This is a genomic window from Cellulosimicrobium sp. TH-20 (assembly GCF_002105775.1).
Classification (GTDB): Bacteria; Actinomycetota; Actinomycetes; order Actinomycetales; family Cellulomonadaceae; genus Cellulosimicrobium; species Cellulosimicrobium funkei.
In genome coordinates this window covers 178,939-199,734 of the sequence record NZ_CP020857.1, presented here as the reverse complement: position 1 = coordinate 199,734, position 20,796 = coordinate 178,939, and the positions used below count along the sequence as shown (strand labels likewise).

18 protein-coding genes and 1 riboswitch are annotated in these 20,796 nt (G+C 75.0%); of the genes, 11 read left to right on the top strand and 7 right to left on the bottom strand.

Translation table 11 applies throughout. From position 1 onward, the window contains the following. Positions 1-122 precede the first annotated feature (122 nt). From B8281_RS19370 to B8281_RS19625, 4 genes are all read right to left on the bottom strand, one after another. Entirely contained in the window at positions 123-1,169 is a 1,047-nt protein-coding gene (locus B8281_RS19370) for a DUF2599 domain-containing protein (RefSeq protein WP_198163104.1), read from the bottom strand. Then, a complete protein-coding gene (locus B8281_RS00920; protein WP_061267120.1) occupies positions 1,166-1,606 on the bottom strand; it encodes an NUDIX hydrolase in 441 nt (146 codons plus the stop codon). Before B8281_RS00920 ends, B8281_RS19370 begins: the two co-directional genes overlap by 4 nt. Positions 1,607-1,629: 23 nt before the next feature. Next, complete coding sequence (locus tag B8281_RS00915) at positions 1,630-3,105, bottom strand: APC family permease (RefSeq protein WP_085386617.1); 1,476 nt, start codon at positions 3,103-3,105, stop codon at positions 1,630-1,632. 62 nt (positions 3,106-3,167) lie between these two features. Further along, a complete protein-coding gene (locus B8281_RS19625) occupies positions 3,168-4,391 on the bottom strand; it encodes an EamA family transporter (RefSeq protein ID WP_232322630.1) in 1,224 nt (407 codons plus the stop codon). Between the two features lie 91 nt (positions 4,392-4,482). Between B8281_RS19625 and B8281_RS00900 the strand changes: the two genes are divergently transcribed. From B8281_RS00900 to B8281_RS00890, 3 genes are all read left to right on the top strand, one after another. Beyond that, positions 4,483-5,433, top strand: a complete 951-nt coding sequence (locus B8281_RS00900) for a LysR family transcriptional regulator (RefSeq protein WP_198163103.1) — start codon at positions 4,483-4,485, stop codon at positions 5,431-5,433. Continuing rightward, positions 5,433-5,981 (top strand): hypothetical protein, encoded by a 549-nt coding sequence (locus tag B8281_RS00895; RefSeq protein WP_085386615.1) that lies wholly within the window; start codon positions 5,433-5,435, stop codon positions 5,979-5,981. Before B8281_RS00900 ends, B8281_RS00895 begins: the two co-directional genes overlap by 1 nt. A 70-nt stretch (positions 5,982-6,051) precedes the next feature. Then, a complete protein-coding gene (locus tag B8281_RS00890; RefSeq protein ID WP_021482312.1) occupies positions 6,052-6,438 on the top strand; it encodes a DUF1304 domain-containing protein in 387 nt (128 codons plus the stop codon). 52 nt (positions 6,439-6,490) lie between these two features. On the opposite strand, the gene B8281_RS00885 is transcribed toward B8281_RS00890, so the two are convergent. After that, on the bottom strand, positions 6,491-6,766 hold the full coding sequence (locus tag B8281_RS00885) for a hypothetical protein (RefSeq protein ID WP_034651373.1): 276 nt from the start codon (positions 6,764-6,766) through the stop codon (positions 6,491-6,493). Positions 6,767-6,929: 163 nt separating this feature from the next. Between B8281_RS00885 and purL the strand changes: the two genes are divergently transcribed. Continuing rightward, positions 6,930-9,302, top strand: coding sequence for a phosphoribosylformylglycinamidine synthase subunit PurL (gene purL / locus B8281_RS00880; RefSeq protein WP_085386614.1), 2,373 nt, complete (start codon positions 6,930-6,932; stop codon positions 9,300-9,302). Between the two features lie 231 nt (positions 9,303-9,533). Continuing rightward, positions 9,534-10,541, top strand: a complete 1,008-nt coding sequence (locus B8281_RS00875; RefSeq protein WP_085386613.1) for an endonuclease/exonuclease/phosphatase family protein — start codon at positions 9,534-9,536, stop codon at positions 10,539-10,541. An 84-nt stretch (positions 10,542-10,625) separates the two neighbouring features. On the opposite strand, the gene B8281_RS00870 is transcribed toward B8281_RS00875, so the two are convergent. Then, complete coding sequence (locus B8281_RS00870) at positions 10,626-13,346, bottom strand: MMPL family transporter (RefSeq protein ID WP_085386612.1); 2,721 nt, start codon at positions 13,344-13,346, stop codon at positions 10,626-10,628. Between the two features lie 116 nt (positions 13,347-13,462). Next, positions 13,463-14,185, bottom strand: coding sequence for a TetR/AcrR family transcriptional regulator (locus B8281_RS00865; RefSeq protein WP_232322629.1), 723 nt, complete (start codon positions 14,183-14,185; stop codon positions 13,463-13,465). A 170-nt stretch (positions 14,186-14,355) separates the two neighbouring features. Continuing rightward, positions 14,356-14,463, top strand: a riboswitch (SAM riboswitch). Positions 14,464-14,810: 347 nt separating this feature from the next. Between B8281_RS00865 and B8281_RS00860 the strand changes: the two genes are divergently transcribed. Genes B8281_RS00860 through B8281_RS00835 form a run of 6 tightly spaced genes read left to right on the top strand, consistent with a single transcriptional unit; the run spans position 14,811 to position 20,793 of the window. Then, the gene (locus B8281_RS00860) at positions 14,811-15,965 is read left to right on the top strand and encodes an LLM class flavin-dependent oxidoreductase (protein WP_085386611.1); all 1,155 of its coding nucleotides are present in this window, start codon (positions 14,811-14,813) and stop codon (positions 15,963-15,965) included. A 17-nt stretch (positions 15,966-15,982) separates the two neighbouring features. Continuing rightward, on the top strand, positions 15,983-17,380 hold the full coding sequence (locus B8281_RS00855; RefSeq protein WP_085386610.1) for an NtaA/DmoA family FMN-dependent monooxygenase: 1,398 nt from the start codon (positions 15,983-15,985) through the stop codon (positions 17,378-17,380). Between the two features lie 59 nt (positions 17,381-17,439). Continuing rightward, a complete protein-coding gene (locus tag B8281_RS00850; RefSeq protein WP_085386609.1) occupies positions 17,440-18,339 on the top strand; it encodes a DUF1684 domain-containing protein in 900 nt (299 codons plus the stop codon). Then, positions 18,336-18,929 carry a GNAT family N-acetyltransferase gene (locus B8281_RS00845; protein WP_369824923.1) on the top strand — a complete coding sequence of 198 codons (594 nt, stop codon included), beginning with the start codon at positions 18,336-18,338 and terminating at the stop codon, positions 18,927-18,929. Before B8281_RS00850 ends, B8281_RS00845 begins: the two co-directional genes overlap by 4 nt. Next, the gene (locus B8281_RS00840) at positions 18,926-20,017 is read left to right on the top strand and encodes an amino acid ABC transporter permease (protein WP_085386608.1); all 1,092 of its coding nucleotides are present in this window, start codon (positions 18,926-18,928) and stop codon (positions 20,015-20,017) included. The genes B8281_RS00845 and B8281_RS00840 overlap by 4 nt, the downstream gene beginning before the upstream one ends. Continuing rightward, entirely contained in the window at positions 20,014-20,793 is a 780-nt protein-coding gene (locus tag B8281_RS00835; RefSeq protein WP_085386607.1) for an amino acid ABC transporter ATP-binding protein, read from the top strand. Before B8281_RS00840 ends, B8281_RS00835 begins: the two co-directional genes overlap by 4 nt. Positions 20,794-20,796 lie beyond the last annotated feature (3 nt).

Sequence of the window (20,796 nt, the reverse complement as noted above, 5' to 3'; positions counted from 1 at the left end):
CGAGCACGAGGTTCCTGTCGTTTCGAGGCGCATGCCGACAGGAACCTCGTGCTCGACGGGGAGGGACGTCGTGCTCGGCGGCCGAGCCGGTGCGCGGGCCGCAGTCGGGTCGACGGCGGTGGTCAGGCGGGGTTGCAGCGCGCGGACATCGTGGCGAGCAGCCCGACGTCGGGCCGCCAGGGCTCGAGGTTCCACGTCGCCTTGTCCGGGGCGCCGACGGCGTGGCACACGAGCTGGTCGTGCATCGTCGGGGTGTCGGCCTCCGGCTCGGTGGCGACGACCTGCGCCCACACGAGCTCACGGCCCGCCTGCCCGGCGGCGCGGGCCCACGCCGTCGGGTCGACGGCGAGCGACCGGCCGCCCTCGCGCTCGCCCCAGCCGGTGCTCCGCACCGCGCGCGTACCGAGCGGGACGACGACGTCCCACGCCGCGGCGGCGTCCGTCGTCACGGTCTCGTCCGCGTCCCCGGCGGGAGCGCCCGCCGCGTCGTCCGCGCCCGACGTCGTCCCCGCGGTCCCCACGAGCGTCACCTCCGCGCGGTGGGCGTCGACGAGCGCGACCCGGACGCGCGGGGTCCCGGGCGCGGGGGTGCTCGCCGCGGGGCCGGCGTCCGCGCCGTCGGCCGTCCCGCTCGCCGCCCCGCTTGCGCCGTCCGCGCCGTCCGCTCCGTGCCGGCCCGCGACGCGCGGGGCGCCGAGCCCGCCGACGGGTGTGCCGCCGTCGTCCAGGACGGTGAGCGTGCCGTCCGGGTGGCGCACGAGCGAGCCGCCCTCCACCGAGACCACGGCAGGGGCGCCCGCGAGGGTGAGCGTGACGTCGGACGCGCCCTCGGCGTCGGCCGTGACGCGGGGAGGCGCCGCCCCGCCCGACGTCGGCGGGGGCACGGCGATCTCGACCGTCGCCGTCCCGACGGGGACGCGCACGGCCGTCGGCTCGGCGCCGCCGCTCCGGTCGCCGTTCGGGTCGTCCGCGGCGCCGCCGTCCTCCGTGGTGGCGCCGGGATCGGGGGACGGGGCCTGCGCCGGTGCGGACGTCACCGCGTCCGGGTCCGGCGGCGGGGTGCCGGGCGTGCACGCGGCGAGCGCGACCGGGACGAGGACGGCGACGGCGAGCGCGCCCAGCACCGTCGTCCCGGGCCGCCCGCCGGCCACCCGGCGCGGGCGGGTCACGACGGCACGGGGAGCAGGCCGGCCCACCGGCGGGCCACGTCGACGAGGCCGACACGATCCAGCGCGTCGACCTCGTCGGGCGTGAACCAGCCGACGTCGTCGGTCGACTCGTCCTCCTCGACGCGCAGCTCGCCGCCCACCACGTGGGCCCGGTAGACGATGCGGATCGCGTGCAGCGACCGGTCGCGGTCCTCGGGCCGGATCCGGTCGGCGGCGTCGATCACGAGGCTGTCGACGCCGAGCAGGCCGTCGAGCTCGACGTCGTAGCCGGTCTCCTCGCGCACCTCGCGGACGGCCGCGGCGGCGGGGTCCTCGCCCGGGTCGATGCCGCCGCCGGGCAGCGTCCAGCCTCCGCGGTCCCCCTCGCTCCAGTGGGGGAGGAGCATCCGGCCGTCCTCGCGGACGACCACGGCGTAGGCGGCGACGCGGATCTGCATGGACCCATCATGCGCGACGGCGGTCACCGCCCCGGGCCGTCGTCCTCGACGTCGTCCTCCAGGCGCGACACGTCGGAGAACGCGATCCGGCGGTGGCGCACCGAGCGGTTGTAGAGCCACGTGACGAACGAGAGCACGACCCCGAGGGCCACGAGCGCGCCCGCGATGACGTACTGCTCCTGCTGCTCGGCGCTGCGGGCCCACGGCCCGGCGAGGTACGCGCACGTGAGGGCGCCGAGCACCGCGAGCCAGGTGCGGGTGCGGAAGTGCTCGTGGTCGACGCGGTCGCGACGCAGCACGAGGAGGGCGACGTTGACGATCGTGAAGACGACGAGCAGGAGCAGCGACGTCGTCCCGCCCAGGAGGGCGATCGCGTTGGTTCCCGCCGCGGTCCCGGACTGCCGCACGACGTACACGATGAGCGCGAACGCGATGGCCGTCGTCACGAGGATCGCGACCCACGGCGTGCGGCGGAACGGGTGCACCTGGCCGAACGCGCGCGGCAGCACGCCCTGGTTCGCCATGCCGTAGAGCAGGCGGGACGCCATGAGCATGTTGATGAGCGCGGAGTTCGCGACGGCGAACATCCCGATGAACGGGAAGATCGTGTCGAACGGCAGGTTCGGCGCGCCCGCCGCGACGACCTGCGTGAGCGCCGACCCCTTGGCGTCGTCCGTGAGGTCGCCCACGGGGACGAGCGCGACGGCGGTGATCGCGACGAGCACGTAGATCGCGCCCGTGATCGAGAGCCCGGTGAGCATCATGCGCGGGAAGTCCCGCACGGGGTTCTTGCACTCCTCGGCCATGTTCACGGAGTCCTCGAACCCGACCATCGCGAAGAACGCGAGCGTCGTCGCGGCGGTGACGGCGAGGAACACGCTCTTGTCGTCGGCGCTCTCGAACACGACGACGCGCGAGAAGTCGGCGCGGCCCTGCGTCGTCGCCCACAGCCCCACGAAGATGACGAGCAGGAGGCCGGACAGCTCGACGAGCGACAGCACGACGTTCGCCTTGACGCTCTCCCCGACCCCGCGCAGGTTGACGAGCGCGACGAGGGCCATGAAGGCGAGGGCGATGAGCAGGCGCCCGTCGCCGCCCGTCGGCAGCTCGAGCCCGAACCCGTCGGAGACGAACCCCGCGAACGCGTTGGACGCCGTGGAGGCCGACGTGATCCCGGAGCTCATGACCATGAACGCGACGACGAACGTCAGCAGGTGGATGCCGAACGCCTTGTGCGTGTAGAGCGCGGCGCCCGCGGCGCTCGGGTACTTCGTGACGAGCTCGAGGTAGGAGAACGCGGTGATCGTCGCGACGACGAACGCGAGCAGGAACGGCAGCCACGCCGCCCCGCCGACCTCGCCCGCGACCTGGCCGGTGAGCGCGTACACGCCCGTGCCCAGGATGTCCCCGACGATGAACAGCAGGAGCAGCCTGGGCCCCATGACGCGCTTGAGCTCCGGTTGCTGCCGTTCCTGCGTGCGGCCCGCGGTCTCGCTCATGAGAGGCTCCCTCGCGTCTCGGACGTCCCGGACTCCCATGGAACCCCCGCGCGGGCGTCCTGTCAGCGCGAACGCGCGCGTGTCGCGGTCGGACCGTCGGTCGCGGTCGCGTCGGGGCGCCCGGGGGAGGGCGGGTCGGTCGCGACGGAGGACGCCGCCGCGTCGGGCGCGACCGCCGTGCCGGGGACGGCCGTCGCGCCGGGCACGACCGCCGTGCCGGGCGAGCGCCGTCGCCCGAGGACGCCCGTCGTCGTCGCGACGCCCAGCAGGAGCACGACGCCGCCCACCACCTCGGCCGCGTTCGGCACCTCGTCGAGCACGAGCCACGCGGCGAGCATCCCGACAGGCGGCACGAGCATCGTGAACGGCACGACCGCCGACGCCGGGTACCGCGCGAGGAGCGTGTTCCAGATCCCGTAGCCCACGAGGCTCGCGAGCCAGGCGGTGTAGAGGGTCGACAGGACCGGCGCGAGCGTGAGGTGGGTGAGCGCGTGCCCGACGGCGTCCGGCCCGTCGAGCGCGAGCGACAGCCCGAGCATGGGGACCGGCACCACGAGCGCCGACCACACCGTCATCGACAGCCCCTCCAGCCCGGGCCGCGAGGGAGATCCCTGGTCGCCCGAGGTAGAGCCCTGGTCGCGCGGGGTAGAGCCCTGGTCGCGCGGGGTAGAGCCCTGGTCGCGCGGGGTAGAGCCCTGGTCGCGCGGGGTAGAGCCCTGGTCGCGCGGGGTAGAGCCCTGGTCGCGCGGGGTAGAGCCCTGGTCGCGCGAGGGAGAGGCCAGGTCGCGGCGGCTCCCGGCGCGTCGGGCGACGACGTTCCCCACCGCCCACGACGCCGCGGCCGCGAGCGTCACGACGAACGCGAGGGCCGGCGTCGAGGCGCTGCGGCCCACGCCGACGACGACCAGCCCGGCCGCCCCGACCAGCACGCCCACGAGCTGCGCGCGCGTCGGGACCTCGCGCAGCGCCGCGGCGGCGAACAGCACGGTGAGCCCGACCTGGGCCTGGAGCACGAGCGACGCGAGCCCGGCGGGCATGCCGAGCGCGAGCGCGGTGTACAGCAGGCCGAACTGGCCGAGGCTCATGAACGTGCCGACGAGCAGCACGTCCCGCCACCGCGCGCGGGGCCGCGGCACGAGGAACACCGCGGGGACCAGGACGACGAGGAAGCGCAGGGCGACGAACAGCGTCGGCGGCACGTCGCCGAGCCCGAGGTCGATGACGACGAAGTTCACGCCCCAGACGACGGCGACGAGGACGGCGAGGAGGGACGGGCGCATCGGCATGGCATCGAGGGTGCGCCCGCGGCATCGTGCACGTCCAGCGCACAGTCGTGCACGGTTCCCGGTAGCACCGCTTCCGGATAGCATCGGTCGCATGATCGACCTCGCCGCCGTGGACGCCCTGCTCGCCGTCGAGCGCACCGGCACCGTGCACGCCGCGGCGCGCGACCTCGGGTACACGCCGTCCGCCGTCTCGCAGCAGGTGAAGCGCCTGGAGCGCGACCTCGGCGCGCGCCTGCTCGACCGCGAGGGGCGGGGCGTCGTCCTCACGGCCGCGGGGCGGCGCGTCGTCGAGGAGGGCCGCGCGCTGCGCGAGCAGGTCGAGTCGCTCCGGGCTCGCCTGCACGACGCCGGGGCGCGCCCCACGGGGACGGTGCGCCTCGGCTCGTTCTCGACGGCGGTGCGCGGCGTCGTCGCCCCGCTCCTCGCGCGGGTGCGCGACGACGTGCCGGACCTGCGCCTCGTCGTCGAGGAGGCCGAGCCGTGGGACGCCGTCGCGGCCGTCGCGGCGGGCACGCTCGACCTCGCGCTCGTGCACCACTGGGAGGGCGTCGGCCTCGCGCTCCCGCCGAGCCTGCGCGCCGAGGAGCTGTTCCGCGACGAGGCCGACGTGCTCGTGCACGCGTCGAGCACGCTCGCGGGGCGGGCCGCGCTCACGCCGTCCGACCTGCTCGACGAGACCTGGGTCTGCACGCCCGACGGCACCATCTGCTACGAGTGGTTCTGCCACATGTTCGCGCGCGAGCCGCGCGTCCCGCGCATCGACTTCCGGTGCCTCGAGTTCGCGTCGCAGGTCGAGGTCGTGGCCCAGGACCTCGCCGTCGCGCTCGTCCCGCGCCTCGGGCGCGGCCCGCTGCCGGCCGACGTCGTCGCGGTGCCCGTGCGCGAGCCCGTCCCGACCCGCCCGGTCACGGTCGTGTGGCGCGCGACCATGACCGACGCCCCCGCGGTGCGCTACCTGCGCGAACGCCTGCGCGCCGCAGGAACCCGGCACGGCCGCGAGCCGTTAGGCCCCGTGAGCACACCTGCCGACGAAGGGACATGATGACCGAGCACGCGCCGACCCGACGGGCCGCCGACCCGCGCACCGTGGCGATCGCGGGGCTGTCCACCGTGGCGTGGTACGCCGTGCCCGACGTCGTCCGCCCGCGCTGGGCGCGCGCGCTCGCCAAGACCGCCGTCGCGACGGCCGCCGTCGCGCTGACGTTCACCTCGACGACCGAGGGGACCGAGGCGCGCGAGGGCCTGCGCTCCCTGCGCGACGCCGCCCGCGAGGCGGACGCGGGCGGGACTGACGCGACGTCCGGGACCACGACCGCCGACGGCGCCCCGCGGGAGGACAACACCTGGGCGACGACCGACGACGACACCACGCCGGTGCCCGCGGGCGTCGCCGTCGCGGGCGCGGCGGCCGGGCTCGCGGTCGCGACGAGCCTCGTCGTCGCGGGCGAGAAGTGGGTCTACCGGCGCGGGGAGCGGCTGCGCGACCGCGGCGTGCGGCTGCCGCACACGCGCGTCGGGCTCGTGGTCGGCGCGCTGGCCGTGGCGCTCGCGGCGGCCGAGCCGCTCCTGTGGAACGCTGAGGAGCGCTGAGGCAGCGACACCCGGTCGGTATGCCGGGGTCCGCGCACCGTGCGGCCTCGCGGACCGGGAGGGACCGACGATGATCGGGTTCGGGCTGGCGCTCGCGGGGGTCGCCGCGGCGATCCACGTGTACATCTTCGTCATGGAGTCGCTCACGTGGACGAGCGACCGCACGCGCGCCACGTTCGGCACGTCGCCGCAGGAGGCGGCGGCCACGCGCGAGATGGCCTTCAACCAGGGGTTCTACAACCTGTTCCTCGCGGTGCTCGTCGTGCTCGGCATCGTCCTGTACGCGGCGGACCGGCAGGACGTCGGCCTGACGCTCGTGGTCGCAGGGGCCGGGTCGATGGTCGCGGCGGGGCTCGTGCTGATCCTGTCGTCGCCGTCGAAGGCGCGGGCGGCGCTCGTCCAGCTCGTGCCGCCCGCGCTCGGCGTGCTGGGGGTCGTCCTGGGGCTGACGCTCTGAGCCGTCCTGCGCCCCACGGTGGCCGCGCTCGGAGTCGCGGTCGGGGTCGTGGTCAGCAGGACGCGGCGACGCGCATGGCGCTGAGCATCTCGAGGCGCGACAGGATGCGCTCGCGCTCGGCCTCGAGCTCGTCCCGGTAGCGGCCCTCCGCCGGCTCGACGGTCTCGACGGCCCCGCGGCCCACGTAGGAGCCCGTGCGCCGGGAGTAGCCGTTGAGCTGGCGCTCGACGAGCGTGAGCTCGTGGCCGAGCCGCTCCAGGTGCGGGTCGAGGAGGTCGCTGGTCCTGCTGCGGGCGGTGCCGGACGTCGGTTCGAGAAGGGTGGTCACCCCTCCATCGGAACCCGGAAACCCGGTTTCCGCACGGCGAGACGCTCGTCTCACTTCTCGGTCGCCCGCGACGCGAGACGCCCGGACGGCCTCTCCCCGGGCGCCGGTAGACTGGCCGCGCGCCGTCGTGCGCTCCCCGCTCAGCGCCCACCCGAGGGAAACGATGACCGCCCCCGCACCCCAGGCTTCCGCACGCTCCGAGGCTCGTCCCGCCGCGCCGACGCTCGACACCGTCGAGCACGCCGCCGCCACGCCCGACGAGGTCCAGCCGTTCGCCGAGCTCGGCCTCAAGCCGGACGAGTACCAGCGCATCCGCGACATCCTGGGGCGCCGCCCCACGGCCGCGGAGCTCGCGATGTACTCCGTCATGTGGTCCGAGCACTGCTCGTACAAGTCGTCCAAGGTCCACCTGTCGAAGTTCGGAGCGGCGACCACGGACGAGATGAAGAAGCACCTGCTCGTCGGCATCGGCGAGAACGCGGGCGTCGTCGACATCGGTGACGGCTGGGCCGTGACGTTCAAGGTCGAGTCGCACAACCACCCGTCGTTCGTCGAGCCCTACCAGGGCGCCGCGACGGGTGTCGGCGGCATCGTGCGCGACATCATCTCCATGGGCGCGCGCCCCGTCGCCGTCATGGACCAGCTCCGCTTCGGCGCCGTCGACCACCCGGACACGGCGCGCGTCGTGCACGGCGTCGTGAGCGGCGTCGGCGGGTACGGCAACAGCCTCGGCCTGCCGAACATCGGCGGCGAGCTCGTCTTCGACGCCTCGTACCAGGGCAACCCCCTCGTCAACGCGCTGTGCCTCGGCGTGCTGCGCCACGAGGACATCCACCTCGCCAACGCCTCGGGCGTCGGCAACAAGGTCGTGCTGTTCGGCGCCCGCACGGGCGGCGACGGCATCGGCGGCGCCTCGATCCTCGCCTCGGAGACGTTCGAGGACGGCGTGCCCGCCAAGCGCCCGAGCGTCCAGGTGGGCGACCCCTTCATGGAGAAGGTCCTCATCGAGTGCTGCCTCGAGCTCTACGCGGCGCAGGTCGTGGAGGGCATCCAGGACCTCGGCGCCGCCGGCATCTCGTGCGCGACGTCGGAGCTCGCCTCGAACGGCGACGGCGGCATGCACGTGTGGCTCGACGACGTCCTGCTGCGCGACCCGACGCTCAACGCGGGCGAGATCCTCATGTCCGAGTCGCAGGAGCGCATGATGGCGGTCGTCGCGCCGGAGAAGCTCGACGAGTTCCTCGCCATCACCGCCAAGTGGGACGTCGAGACCGCCGTGATCGGCGAGGTCAACGACTCCGGGCGCCTGACGATCGACCACCACGGCGAGCGCATCGTCGACGTCGACCCGCGGACCGTCGCGCACGAGGGCCCGGTGTACCACCGCCCGTACGCGCGCCCGTCGTGGCAGGACGGGCTCAACGCCCGCACCGTGGACGCCGACGCGCTCGCCCGCCCCGAGAGCGGCGACGAGCTCCGCGCGACGGCCCTGCGCCTCCTCGCGTCGCCGAACCTCGCGTCCAAGGAGTGGGTGACGAACCAGTACGACCGGTTCGTCCAGGGCAACACCGCGCTCGCGCAGCCTGACGACTCGGGCGTGGTCCGCGTCGACGAGAGCACGGGCCTCGGCGTCGCGCTCGCGACGGACGCGAACGGCCGCTACGGCAAGCTCGACCCGCGCACGGGCGCCCGTCTCGCGCTCGCCGAGGCGTACCGCAACGTCGCGACGACGGGCGCCCGCCCGCTCGCCGTGACCGACTGCCTCAACTTCGGCTCGCCCGAGGACCCCGACTCGATGTGGCAGCTCGTCGAGGCGATCGAGGGCCTCGCGGACGCGTGCCGCGAGCTCGGCGTCCCCGTGACGGGCGGCAACGTGTCGCTCTACAACGGGACCGGCGAGCCGGGGCAGATCGACTCGTCGATCCACCCGACCCCGGTCGTGGGCGTGCTCGGCGTGCTCGACGACGTCGCGCACGCCACGCCGTCGGGCTGGCGCGAGACGGGGGAGAGCATCTACCTCCTCGGCACCACGCGTGCGGAGCTCGACGGCTCGGCGTGGGCCGACGTCGAGCACGGCCACCTGGGCGGCGTGCCCCCGCGGGTGGACCTCGCGGCCGAGAAGGCGCTCGCCGGCGTCCTCGTCAACGCGAGCCGCGACGACCTCGTGTCGGCCGCGCACGACCTCTCCGAGGGCGGGCTCGCGCAGGCGCTCCTCGAGGCGTCGCTGCGCTTCGGCGTCGGGGCCACCGTGTCGCTCGACGCGCTGACCGAGCGCGACGGCGTCACGCCGTTCGAGGCGCTGTTCTCCGAGTCGACGGCCCGCGCGCTCGTCGCGGTGCCCCGCGGCGAGGAGTCCAAGCTCGTCGACGCGTGCGTCGCGCGCGGCGTCCCCGTCCTGAAGATCGGCGAGACGGGCACCGAGCCCGGCGCCGTCGCCGAGTCGGGCGAGGCGCTCGAGGTCGCGGGCCTGTTCACCGTCCCGCTCAGCGAGGCGGACGCGGCCTTCCGCGGCACGCTGCCGGCCATCTTCGGCTGACACCCGCTCCACCGACGCCCCGGTCACCACGTGGTGACCGGGGCGTCGTCGTCCGGTCCCGGTCCAGCCCTCGGTCGAGCACGAGGTTGGCGTCGGGACGGACCCCGGAACGACGGCAACCTCGTGCTCGGCGGACGGAGGGGACGGGCGGGTGGGCGGGTTCGGTGGAGATCACTGGGCGGGCCGGTGGGGCGGGTCGCGGCGGCGGGGCGGCGCTGCGAGAGTCCGGGCATGACCTCGGCCACCACGCGCCTCCCGCCCGCGCGCGTCACGACGCGGCGCCGACCGGGCGGCCGACCCCTCACGGTCGTGCTCGCCACGGGCGTCGTCGCCGTGCTCCTCCTCACGCTCGTGCGCATGCTGCCCGACGACGCGTGGACGCCCGTCGCGCAGCTCGTCGGGTTCACGCCGTTCGTCGCCCTGGGCGCCGCCGTCGGGCTCGTGCTGACGCTGCTCGCGCGCCGGTGGCTGCTCGCGGCGCTGCTCGCGGTCTGCGTCGCCGTCCAGGCGGTGTGGCTCGTGCCTGCGTTCGTGCCCGGCCCCGCGCCGCCCGACGACGCGGTGACGCTGCGCGTGATGGGCGCCAACACCTGGTACGGCGCGGCGGACGCGGAGGCGCTCGTCGACCTCGTCCGCACCGAGGACGTGCAGGTGCTCGCCGTGCTGGAGCTCACGACGGACCTGCGCGAGCGGCTCGTCGCGGCGGGGATCGAGGACGTGCTGCCGTACAGCGCCGACGGCAAGGTCGGGCGCGGCGCCATGGGCAGCGGGCTGTGGAGCGCGCTGCCGCTCCGCGACGTGGACGTCGAGCCGTTCTCGAACGACGCGATGCCGTCGGCGACGGTGGAGGTCGACGGCGTCCCGGTGCGGGTCACCGCGGTGCACCCGATCCCGCCGATCCCGGAGTACGTCGACATCTGGCACGAGGAGACGGACGCGCTCGCCGAGCGCGCGCACGGCGACGCGCTGCCCCAGGTGCTCGTCGGCGACTTCAACTCCACCCACGACCACGCGACGTTCCGCCGGCTGCTCGGCGACCGGTTCCACGACGCGACGCGTGCCTCGGGCGGCGGGCTCGACCTGTCGTGGTCGCCGCGCCCCGGCGTCGTGCCGCCGGTGCTCAACCTCGACCACGTGGTGACCGACCGCGAGAACGTCGTGACCGACGTCGACTCGCTGCACGTCGTGGGCAGCGACCACCGCGCGATCGTCGCGACGGTGCACGTGCCCCGCCCCTGACGACGACGGACCCGGCGCCACCGGCCGACGAGCGGGCTCGCTCGTCGACCGGTGGCACCGGGTCCGGTGCGGGGATCCGCGGCCTCAGCCGCGCGCGGTCTCCGGCTCGGCCGCGTCCGGGCCGGTGGTGCCCGGCTCGGTGCCGGCGTCGGGCGCGCCGCCCTGGGCCGCCGGGTCGGTCGACCCGTCGAGGTGGTGCGGGTGCCGGCGCTCGAGCGCGGCGCCCTCCACGTCGACGTCGGGCAGGATGCGGTCGAGCCAGCGGGGGAGCCACCACGCCTTGTCGCCCACGAGGTGCATGAGCGCCGGGACGAGCAGCATCCGCACGACGAACGCGTCGACGAGGACGCCGAACGCGAGCGCGAACCCGATGGGTCGGATCATCGCGCTGTGCGAGAAGACGAACCCGCCGAAGACGGAGATCATGATGATCGCCGCGGCCGTCACCACGGCCCGGCCCGCGCGGACGCCCTGCACGATCGCGACGCGCGCGGGGGCGCCGTGCGCGTACGCCTCGCGCATCCCCGAGCCGAGGAAGAGCTGGTAGTCCATCGCGAGTCCGAACAGGATGCCGACGAGGATCGTGGGCAGGAAGTTGAGGATCGGGCCCGGCGTCTCGACGCCGAACACCCCCGCGAGCCAGCCCCACTGGTAGATCGCGACGACCCCGCCGAGCGCGGCGAAGTACGACAGGATGAACCCGAGCGTCGCGACGACCGGCACGAAGATCGACCGGAAGACGAGCACGAGGATGACGAGCGACAGCCCGACGACGACCGCGAGGTAGATCGGCAGGGCCTGCGCGAGCTTCTCCGAGATGTCGATGTTGCCGCTGGCCGAGCCCGCGACGCCGAGCGTGACCTCGCCGTCGAGCGGCTCGAGGGCGCGCAGCGCGTGCACGAGCTCCTCGGTCGACTCGCTCGTCGGACCCTCGGCCGGGATCACCTGGAACGCCGCGACCGTGCGGTCCTCGGACGTCCCGATCGGGGCGACGGCCACGACGTCGTCCTGCGAGAACAGCTCCTCGGCCACGCCGACCTGGTACTCGAGCGCCTCGGCCTCGGTCGGCTCGCCCGGCAGGTCGGCGACGACGAGCAGCGGCCCGTTCGTGCCCTCGCCGAACTCCTCGGCGACGGTCGAGTACGCGCGGTACTGCGTGGAGTCGTGCGCCTCGGACGAGCCGTCGGGCAGGTTGGTCCGCAGGTCGAGCGCGGGCAGGGCGATCACGCCGAGCGCGACGACGGCGAGCAGGGCCGTCCCCACCGCGCGGACGGTCGACATGGGGCGCACGGGCTCCGCGGCGGGCAGGCCGCCCGCGGTGCCCGGCTCCGACGACGCGGTCCCGGCCGACGCGCCCGTCGACGCGCCCGTCGAGGCGCCCGACGACGCGGCGGGCCCGGCGAGCGCGGCGCGCTCGCGGCGGCTGAGGATCCGCGGGCCGATCATGCCGAGCAGGGCCGGCGTGAGCGTGACGGCGATGAGGACGGCGATCGCGACGCACAGCGCACCGACCGTGCCCATGAGGCCGAGGAACGGGATGCCGGTGACGTTGAGCGCGAGCAGCGCGATGAGCACCGTCGCCCCGGCGAACACGACCGCGTTGCCCGACGTGCCGTTCGCGAGCGCGATCGACTCGTGCAGCTCGTCGCCCTGCTTGAGCTGGCGCCGGTGCCGGTTGACGATGAACAGCGAGTAGTCGATCCCGACGGCGAGCCCCAGCATGAGGCCGAGCACCGGCGTCACCGACGACATCTCCACGACCCCGGACAGCGACATCGCGGCGAGCGCGCCGATCCCGACCCCGATGAGTGCCGTGAGGATCGGCAGGCCTGCGCCCACGAGCGTCCCGAGCATGACGACGAGCACGATCGCCGCGACGACGAGGCCGACGGCCTCGCCCACGCCGAACACCTGCGGCACGCCCTGGGCGATGTCGGACGAGAAGTCGGTCTGGACGCCGTCGACCGGGTCGTCCGCGAAGACGGCCACGAGGTCGTCCTTCGTCTGCTGGTCGATGCTCATGTTCGGCTCGGTGAACGTCACGTTCGCGACCGCCGCGCTCCCGTCCGTGGACACGAGGCGGATGTCGGACGCCATGTCGAGCAGGGGAGCGGAGAGCTCGAGCTGCGCGGACTGCTCCTCGAGCGTCGCGCTCTGGTCCTCCAGCGCGGTGACCTGCTGGTCGAGCGTCGTGGCCTGCGACTCGAGCGTGGCGCGGCCCGCGTCGATCTCGGCCTGCTGCGCGTCGAGCTGCGGCGCCGCCTGCTCCAGCGCGCCCGCGGCCTCCGCCTGGGCACGTGCGGCGTCGAGCTGGGCCTGGCCGGCGTCGAGCTGGGCGCGCGCGGCGTCGACCTGCTCCTGCGCGGCGGCGAGCTGTGCGCGGCCGTCCTCGATCTGCTCGCGTCCCGCGGCGATCTGGGTGCGGCCGTCGTCGATCTGCTTCCGCTGGTCGGCGAGCTCCTCCTGCGTCGCGAACGGGTCGACGACCGACGCGACGCCGTCGACCTCCTCCGCCGCGGCGAAGCGGTCCGCGATCGCGGCCTCCTGCTCGGGCGTGAACGGGGCGCCGTCTTCCGTCGCGAAGACGATCGTGCCGCTCCCGCCCGACGCCTCGGGCAGCGCGGTCTGGAGCCGCTCGGTGACGTCGGCGGTCGGGGTGCCGGGGATCGAGAAGCTGCTGGCGAGCGTGCCGCCGAACGCGACGAACGCCGCCCCGGCGAGCACGAGCACCGCGAGCCACGCGGCGAGGACGGTCCGCGCGCGGCGCGCGCACGCGCGGCCGAGGCGGTAGAGGAGTTCAGCCATGAGGGTCCTTCGGTGGGAGTCCGGTGGCGGGTGGCGGGTGTGCCCGGGATGGCGGGGGTGATGCTGCGGGAGAGGTGGTCGCGAGGCGGGACAGGGCGGGGAGGGTGCGGGTCGTGTCAGACGGGGTCCGCCCAGCCGGCGCGGATCCGTTCGACGAGGCGGTCGAGCAGACCTGCCCAGACCTCGCGCGATGCGTCGTCGTCGGCGGCGCCGGTCTCGGCCCACCAGCGACGCTGGATGACGAGGACCCCGGCCATGAGCGCGCCCACGAGCATCTCGATCTCGAGCGGGTCGACGTCCGGGTGCCGGCGCGTGGTCGCCGCGACGAGGCGCTCGGCGAGGTGGGTGAAGGTGCGCACGACCATCGTCGTGACGCGGGGCGTGGGCTCGGTCGCGGTACCGCCGAGGGCGCGCGTGAGGTAGGCCATGGGGCCGACGAGGTCCGTGCCGCGCAGCGCCGCGGTGACGTCGTCGAGGGGCGTGGGGCGGTCGGTGCCCGGCTCGGCCGCGCTCGCCCCGAGCGTCTCGACGACGGTGCCCAGCACGTCCTCGCAGACCTCGACGACGACGTCGTCGAGCGACGCGAAGTGGTTGAAGATCGTGCGGCGCGCGACGTCGGCGCGGGCCGCGAGCTCGTCGACGGTGAAGCGCGCGCCGCCCTTCTCCTCCATGAGCGTCGCGGCGGCGGCGACGATCGCGCGGCGGTGGCGCGCGCGCAGGGCCGCGCGACGGTCGGGAGCCGCGGCGTCCGGGCCGGGGGCGCCCGGGCTCGTCGCGTCGGGGGTCACGGCGCCCGTCGCGGGCGCGGTCGGGCGCTCGGGTCCGGGGAGGAGGGGCACCTCTTGACACTAGGTGCATCGATGCACTCGGTGCAAACGGCGGGCCCTCGCTGCTCAAAGTTGACCGATCAAGTCCAGTATGTGGGAAGGTCCCGGCGGTGCGTTGACACCCTCTCCGGCCGCTCGTAGGTTCCCGGCAACCGAGGTCCACGGACCTCGGCACAGGACATGGTCATGAGCTCCGACGCGAAGCCCCGGCTCGTCGGACGGCAACCCTCCCGCGCGGCGGGGTGCCCCGGGTGAGGACCAGGTCCCGCGTCGCGCGACCTGCGCGGTGCGGGGCAACGACGCGGCGCCCGGAGACGGGCACGAAGGAGACGGACGATGGACCGGCGAGAGTCGAGCACCGCGGTGAGCACCCCGCACGCGCCGACGTGCCCCTGTCCGGTCCGTGCTGCTGCCGTCGTCTCCTGTCCGGTCGGCGCCCCCGTGCGCGTCACCTGTTGTCGCTGACGACGCCCCGCTCCTGACGCCGCGCGCGCTCGCGCGCACGCCCTGACGGGCCTCCCTCCGGCCTCCCCGGCCCCGCCCTGCCGTCCTGCGGCGGGGCGACCCTGCCCACCCCCCGGCACCCCGCCGCGCCCTGAGCGCGCGGTCGGCGCCTGTCCCAGAACGGATCCTCGTGATGCCCGACCCCCGCCCCGCCCGCACCGTCCACCTGGGCGTCGACCTCACCGACGCCGGTGCGCACCCCGCCGCCTGGCGGACCGTGGGCTCCCAGGCCCAGCGCCTGTTCGACGCCAAGCGCCTCGTCGAGCTCGTGGCCACGGCCCAGCGCGGCCTGCTCGACCTCGTCACGCTCGACGACGCGTTCACCCTCCAGCCGGGCCGCAACGGGTCCGTGCGCGGCCGGCTCGACGCCGCGCTCGTCGCGTCCCGGCTCGCGCCGCGCAGCGCGGGCATCGGCCTCGTCCCGACCGTCACCACCACGCACACCGAGCCGTTCCACGTCTCCAAGGCGGTCGCGACGATCGACCAGGTGAGCTCCGGCCGCGCGGGATGGCAGGTCGGGTGGTCCACGACCCCGGCCGAGGCCGCGGCCTTCGGGCGCAAGGGCGCCCAGGACGAGCCCGACGCCGTGGCCGAGGCGGACGAGGCGGTCGAGGTCGTCACGCGGCTGTGGGACTCGTGGGAGGACGACGCCGAGATCCGCGACGTCGCGACGGGCCGGTTCGTGGACCGCGAGAAGCTGCACTACGTCGACCACGAGGGCATCCGGTTCGCGGTCAAGGGGCCGTCGATCACGCCGCGCCCGCCGCAGGGCCAGCCGCCCGTCGTCGTGCGGGCGAGCACGCCGGCGTCCCTCGACCTCGCGGCCCGGCGGGCCGACGTCGTGCGGGTCCGCGCCGCGACGCGGGACGAGGCGGTCGCGCTGCGGGCCCAGGTGCGCGACGCCGCCGCGGACGCCGGGCGCGACCCCGACGGGCTGCGGGTCCTCGTGGACGCGTACGTCGTCGTCGGGGACACGCGCGCGAGCGCGCAGGCCCGCCTCGACCTGCTCGAGGACCTCGAGGGCGTCTCGTGGGACACCGACTCGCTGACGCACGTGGGCACGGCGCGCGACCTCGCGGCGACGGTCGAGGAGTGGGCGCACGCCGGCGCCGCCGACGGCTTTCTGCTGCGGCCGTCGTCGCTGAGCACGGACCTCGACGCGATCGTGGACGGGGTCGTGCCGCTGCTCCAGGGCGTGGGGCTGTTCCGCACCGCGTACCCGGGCACGACGCTGCGCGACACGCTCGGCCTCCCGCACCCCGCGAACCGCTACGCGGCGATCGCCTGAGCCCGGACGGAAGCGACATGAGCACCCGACCCCGCAAGCAGATCCACCTCGGCGCCCACTTCCCGGGCGTCAACAACACCACCGTGTGGAGCGACCCCCGCTCGCGCAGCCAGATCGACTTCGCGTCGTTCGAGCACCTCGCGCGCCGTGCCGAGGACGCGAGGCTCGACTTCTTCTTCCTCGCCGAGGGCCTGCGCCTGCGCGAGCACAAGGGCCGCATCCACGACCTCGACGTCGTCGGCCGCCCCGACACGCTGCCCGTCCTCGCCGCGCTCGCCGCCGTCACGGAGCGGCTCGGCCTCGCGGGCACGATCAACACGACGTTCAACGAGCCGTGGGAGCTCGCGAAGCAGTTCGCGACGCTCGACCTGCTCTCCGAGGGGCGCGCGGCGTGGAACCTCGTGACGAGCCCCGACGCCTTCACGGGCGCCAACTTCCGCCGCGGCGGGTACCTGCCCTACCCCGAGCGGTACGCGCGGGCGGCCGAGGTCGTCGAGGTCGCGCGCGCCCTGTGGGACTCGTGGGACGACGACGCCGTGCTGGCCGACCGGATCGCGGGCGAGTTCCTGCGGCCGGGTGCGATGCGACCGGTCGCGCACCACGGGACGTACGCGGACGTCGTCGGGCTGTTCGAGACGCCGCGCGGCCCACAGGGGCACCCCGTCCTGTTCCAGGCGGGCGACTCGGCCGACGGGCGCGACTTCGCCGCAGCGACCGCCGACGTCGTGTTCTCTGCGCACTCGACGTTCGACGCCGGGCGCGCGTTCTACGAGGACGTCAAGGGGCGGCTCGCGGCCCACGGGCGCGAGCGCGACTCCCTGAAGATCCTGCCCGCGACCGTCGTCGTGCTGGGCGACACGCCCGCCGAGGCGGAGGAGCGCGCCCGGGAGATCCGGCTCCAGCAGGTCTCGGGCCCGACGGCGATCGCGTTCCTCGAGCAGGTCTGGGGCCGCGACCTCGAGGCGTACGACCCCGAGGGCCCGCTGCCCGACGTCGACCCCGACACCGAGAACCTGTCGATCACGCGCGGCCGGGTGCGGCACGCGAAGGACCCGGCGGCGGTCGCCGCGGCGTGGCGCGAGCAGGCCGAGGCGAACGGGTGGTCGATCCGCGAGCTCGTCATCCAGGTGACGTCGCGCGGCGGGTTCGTCGGCACGCCGCAGCAGGTCGCGGACGACATCGACCGGCACGTCCAGGAGGACGCCTCCGACGGCTTCATCCTCGTGCCCCACCTCACGCCGGGCGGGCTCGACGACGTCTTCGACCAGGTCGTCCCGCTGCTCCAGGAGCGCGGCTCGTTCCGCACGGAGTACGCGGGCACGACCCTGCGCGAGCACCTCGGCCTCGCCCGCCCCGGCGCGACGCGAGGCGACGGCGAGCCCACGACGGCGCACCCCGCCGAGCTCGTCGGCTGACCGCCGCCGGCACCGCGGCGACCACCGCACCGACCACCCGCACCGACCTCGGAGGACCCATGAGCACGAGCACGCCGACCGCCACGGGCGCCGTGGCCACCGCACCCGCCGACCCCGTCGCGTCCGCGTCGCCCGACGCCGCCGCGTGGGCCGCCTGGCACGCCGAGCGCGAGGACGGGCTGCGCCCGCCGCACGGCTGGCTGAGCCTCGTCGCGTACCACGCGCTCCCGGCCGAGCCCGCCGCCCTCCCGGGGATCCCGGGGCTCTGGTGGGCCGACGCCGACGGCGCGCACCACCGCGCGGGCGAGGGCGGCGCCGTCCGGACGACGACGGGCAGCGTCGTCGGGACCGTCGTCGTCGCGGAGGGCGGGTCGACGCTCGCGGGCACGTTCCTCCCGGACGGCCGGGACGCGGGCGACCCGGCGGACGGCGGCGAGACGCGCGAGGTCGCGGTGGAGGTCGTGCACCGCACGGGCCGCTACGCCGTCCGCGTGCGCGACCCGCTCGCCCCGGCCCGGACGGCGTTCGACGGCGTCCCGACGTTCCCCTACGACGCCGCCTGGGTCGTCGACGCGCCGGTGCGCTGGTACGACGCGCCGCGGCCCGTCGTCGTCGGCGCGGCCCGGCCCGGCCTCGTGCACCACGTGCGCACGGTCGGCGAGGTCGACCTCGTCGTCGAGCGCGACGGCGCCCGGCGCGGCGCGACGCTCGCCCTCACCGGCGCGCCGGGCGGTGCGGTGACGCTGCTCTTCAGCGACGAGGCGGACGGCGTCGCCCCCTGGCGGGTCCTGCGCGTGGACGCCGACGCGGTGCCCGGCACCGAGGGGAGCGTGCGCCTCGACCTCAACCGGGCCGTCAACCTGCCGTACGCGTTCAGCGACTTCGGCACGTGCCCGGCGCCGGTCGAGGGCAACCACGTGCCGTTCGCCGTCACCGCGGGTGAGAGGGCACCCCGGTGACCGCGGTCGCCGCGCGCCCCGTCGGGCGGGGGACGCGCGAGGTCCGGTCCGTCGCGATGCACGACCCGCTCGTGCGGCCGCTGCTCGACGAGCTCTCTCACGAGTACTGGACGCGGTACCAGCGCGTGCTCAGCGCCGAGGAGCTCCGCGCCGAGATGGAGCACTACCCCGCGCAGGACTTCGCGGCGCCGCACGGCGAGCTCGTGCTGGTGCTGGAGGACGGCGAGCCCGTCGCGGGCGGCGCGTTCCGCCGTCGGGCCGAGCCGGAGCTCGGCGACCCGGCGCGCCTCACCCGGCCGGCCGCGCGCCGCGCCGACGGGACGCCCGCCGTGCGCACCGCCGAGCTCAAGCGGATCTGGACGCACTCGGCGCACCGGCGCCGCGGGCTGGCGCGCCTCGTGCTCGCCGAGCTCGAGCGCCGGGCCGTCGAGCGCGGCTACCGGCGCGTGTACCTCACGACGGGCCCGCGCCAGCCCGAGGCCGCCGGGCTGTACCTCGCGACCGGTTACACGCCCCTGTTCGACACCGGGACCGATCCCGAGGAGATCGGCCCGCTCGCGTTCGAGAAGTGGTTGGAGGTCGCGCCATGAGCACCGTGTCGCTCCCGCAGGACGAGTCCCGGCAGCTCGAGCCGCCGTCGGGCCGGCACCCCGCCGACCCGCGCGGCGGTGTCGAGGACGCGCTGCCGCTCGAGAGCCTGCGCATCGTCCCCGCCCGGCACCCGGGCCGCTGGGTCGCGACGGCCGGCGTGGCCGTGCTGCTCGCCATGGTCGTCAGCTCGCTCGTGACGAACGACCGCTGGGAGTGGGGCGTCGTCGCGCAGTACCTCACCTGGCCCTCGATCCTCGAGGGCGCGTGGGCGACGATCCGGCTCACGCTCGTCGCGTCGGTCGTCGGGTTCGCGCTCGGCACCGTGCTCGCGCTCATGCGGCTGTCGCGCTCGCCGCTCCTGCAGTCGGTCTCGTGGACGTACACGTGGGTGTTCCGGTCCGTGCCGCTGCTGCTGCAGCTGCTGCTCTGGTACAACCTCGCCTACCTGTACCCGTACCTGAGCGTCGGCATCCCCTTCGGGCCCGAGTTCCTGTACTTCGACACGCTGTCCGTGATCGACAAGTTCTGGGCCGCGATCCTCGGGCTCGGGCTCTCGCAGGCCGCGTACTCGGCCGAGATCGTGCGGGCCGGGATCCTCTCGGTCGACCAGGGGCAGCAGGAGGCCGCCGCGTCGCTCGGCATCCCCAAGCGCCGCCAGGTGAGCCGCATCATCCTGCCGCAGGCGATGCGCTCCATCATCCCGACGGCCGTCAACGAGGTGATCGGGCTGCTCAAGGGCACGTCGATCGTCTACGTGCTGGCGTACGGCGAGCTGTTCTACATCGTCAGCGTCATCTACGGCCGCAACGGGCGCGTCGTGCCGCTGCTCATCGTCGCGTCGATCTGGTACCTCGTGCTGACGACGCTCATCACCGTCGTGCAGTACTACGTCGAGCGGCACTACGCGAAGGGCGCGGTGCGCACGCTGCCCCCGACCCCGCTGCAGAAGGCGCGGTGGACCGTGCTCGTCTGGGCGTCGCGGCTCTCCGGCCGCCCCGTGCCCGACGCCGTCCCGCCCGCGTACGCGGCCCGTGCCCGGGTGGGCGTGCTGACCCGCACCGCGCGCACGTCGGGAGGTGCCGCATGACCGCCGACGTCGCGACCGCCGGGCTCGTCGAGATCCACGGCGTCCACAAGAGCTTCGGCACGCTCGAGGTGCTGCGCGACGTGTCGCTCACCGTGCCGCCCGGGTCCGTGACGGTCGTGCTCGGCCCGTCCGGCTCCGGGAAGTCGACGCTGCTGCGCGCGATCAACCACCTGGAGAAGGTCGACAAGGGGTTCATCTCGCTCGACGGCGAGCTCATCGGGTACCGCCGCAAGGGCAGCACCCTGCGCGAGCTCAAGGAGCGCGAGATCCTCGGCCAGCGCACCCAGATCGGGTTCGTCTTCCAGAGCTTCAACCTGTTCCCGCACCTCACGGCGCTCGAGAACGTCGTCGAGGCGCCGGTCTCGGCGCAGCGCCGCCGCCGCGAGGACGTCGAGCCCGAGGCCCGCGCGCTGCTCGAGCGCGTCGGGCTCGCGGACAAGGCCGACGCCCGGCCGCGCCAGCTCTCCGGCGGGCAGCAGCAGCGCGTCGCCATCGCCCGTGCGCTCGCGCTGCGGCCCAAGGTGCTCCTGTTCGACGAGCCCACCTCGGCGCTCGACCCCGAGCTCGTCGGGGAGGTGCTCGAGGTCATCAAGGACGTCGCGAGCACCGGCACGACGCTCGTCGTCGTGACGCACGAGATCGGCTTCGCCCGCGAGGTCGCCGACACCGTCGTGTTCATGGACGACGGCGTCGTCGTGGAGCAGGGCACGCCCGCCGAGGTGCTCGACCGCCCGCGCCACGACCGCACCCGGGCCTTCCTCCAGAAGGTGCTCTGAAAC

Bases quoted from the DNA above. Each gene is read 5' to 3' on its own strand.
- B8281_RS00920 (WP_061267120.1), bottom strand. From the start codon at position 1,606: ATGCAGATCCGCGTCGCCGCCTACGCCGTGGTCGTCCGCGAGGACGGC.
- B8281_RS00915 (WP_085386617.1), bottom strand. From the start codon at position 3,105: ATGAGCGAGACCGCGGGCCGCACGCAGGAACGGCAGCAACCGGAGCTC.
- B8281_RS19625 (WP_232322630.1), bottom strand. From the start codon at position 4,391: ATGCCGATGCGCCCGTCCCTCCTCGCCGTCCTCGTCGCCGTCGTCTGG.
- B8281_RS00900 (WP_198163103.1), top strand. From the start codon at position 4,483: ATGATCGACCTCGCCGCCGTGGACGCCCTGCTCGCCGTCGAGCGCACC.
- B8281_RS00895 (WP_085386615.1), top strand. From the start codon at position 5,433: ATGACCGAGCACGCGCCGACCCGACGGGCCGCCGACCCGCGCACCGTG.
- B8281_RS00890 (WP_021482312.1), top strand. From the start codon at position 6,052: ATGATCGGGTTCGGGCTGGCGCTCGCGGGGGTCGCCGCGGCGATCCAC.
- purL (WP_085386614.1), top strand. From the start codon at position 6,930: ATGACCGCCCCCGCACCCCAGGCTTCCGCACGCTCCGAGGCTCGTCCC.
- B8281_RS00875 (WP_085386613.1), top strand. From the start codon at position 9,534: ATGACCTCGGCCACCACGCGCCTCCCGCCCGCGCGCGTCACGACGCGG.
- B8281_RS00870 (WP_085386612.1), bottom strand. From the start codon at position 13,346: ATGGCTGAACTCCTCTACCGCCTCGGCCGCGCGTGCGCGCGCCGCGCG.
- B8281_RS00860 (WP_085386611.1), top strand. From the start codon at position 14,811: ATGCCCGACCCCCGCCCCGCCCGCACCGTCCACCTGGGCGTCGACCTC.
- B8281_RS00855 (WP_085386610.1), top strand. From the start codon at position 15,983: ATGAGCACCCGACCCCGCAAGCAGATCCACCTCGGCGCCCACTTCCCG.
- B8281_RS00850 (WP_085386609.1), top strand. From the start codon at position 17,440: ATGAGCACGAGCACGCCGACCGCCACGGGCGCCGTGGCCACCGCACCC.
- B8281_RS00840 (WP_085386608.1), top strand. From the start codon at position 18,926: ATGAGCACCGTGTCGCTCCCGCAGGACGAGTCCCGGCAGCTCGAGCCG.
- B8281_RS00835 (WP_085386607.1), top strand. From the start codon at position 20,014: ATGACCGCCGACGTCGCGACCGCCGGGCTCGTCGAGATCCACGGCGTC.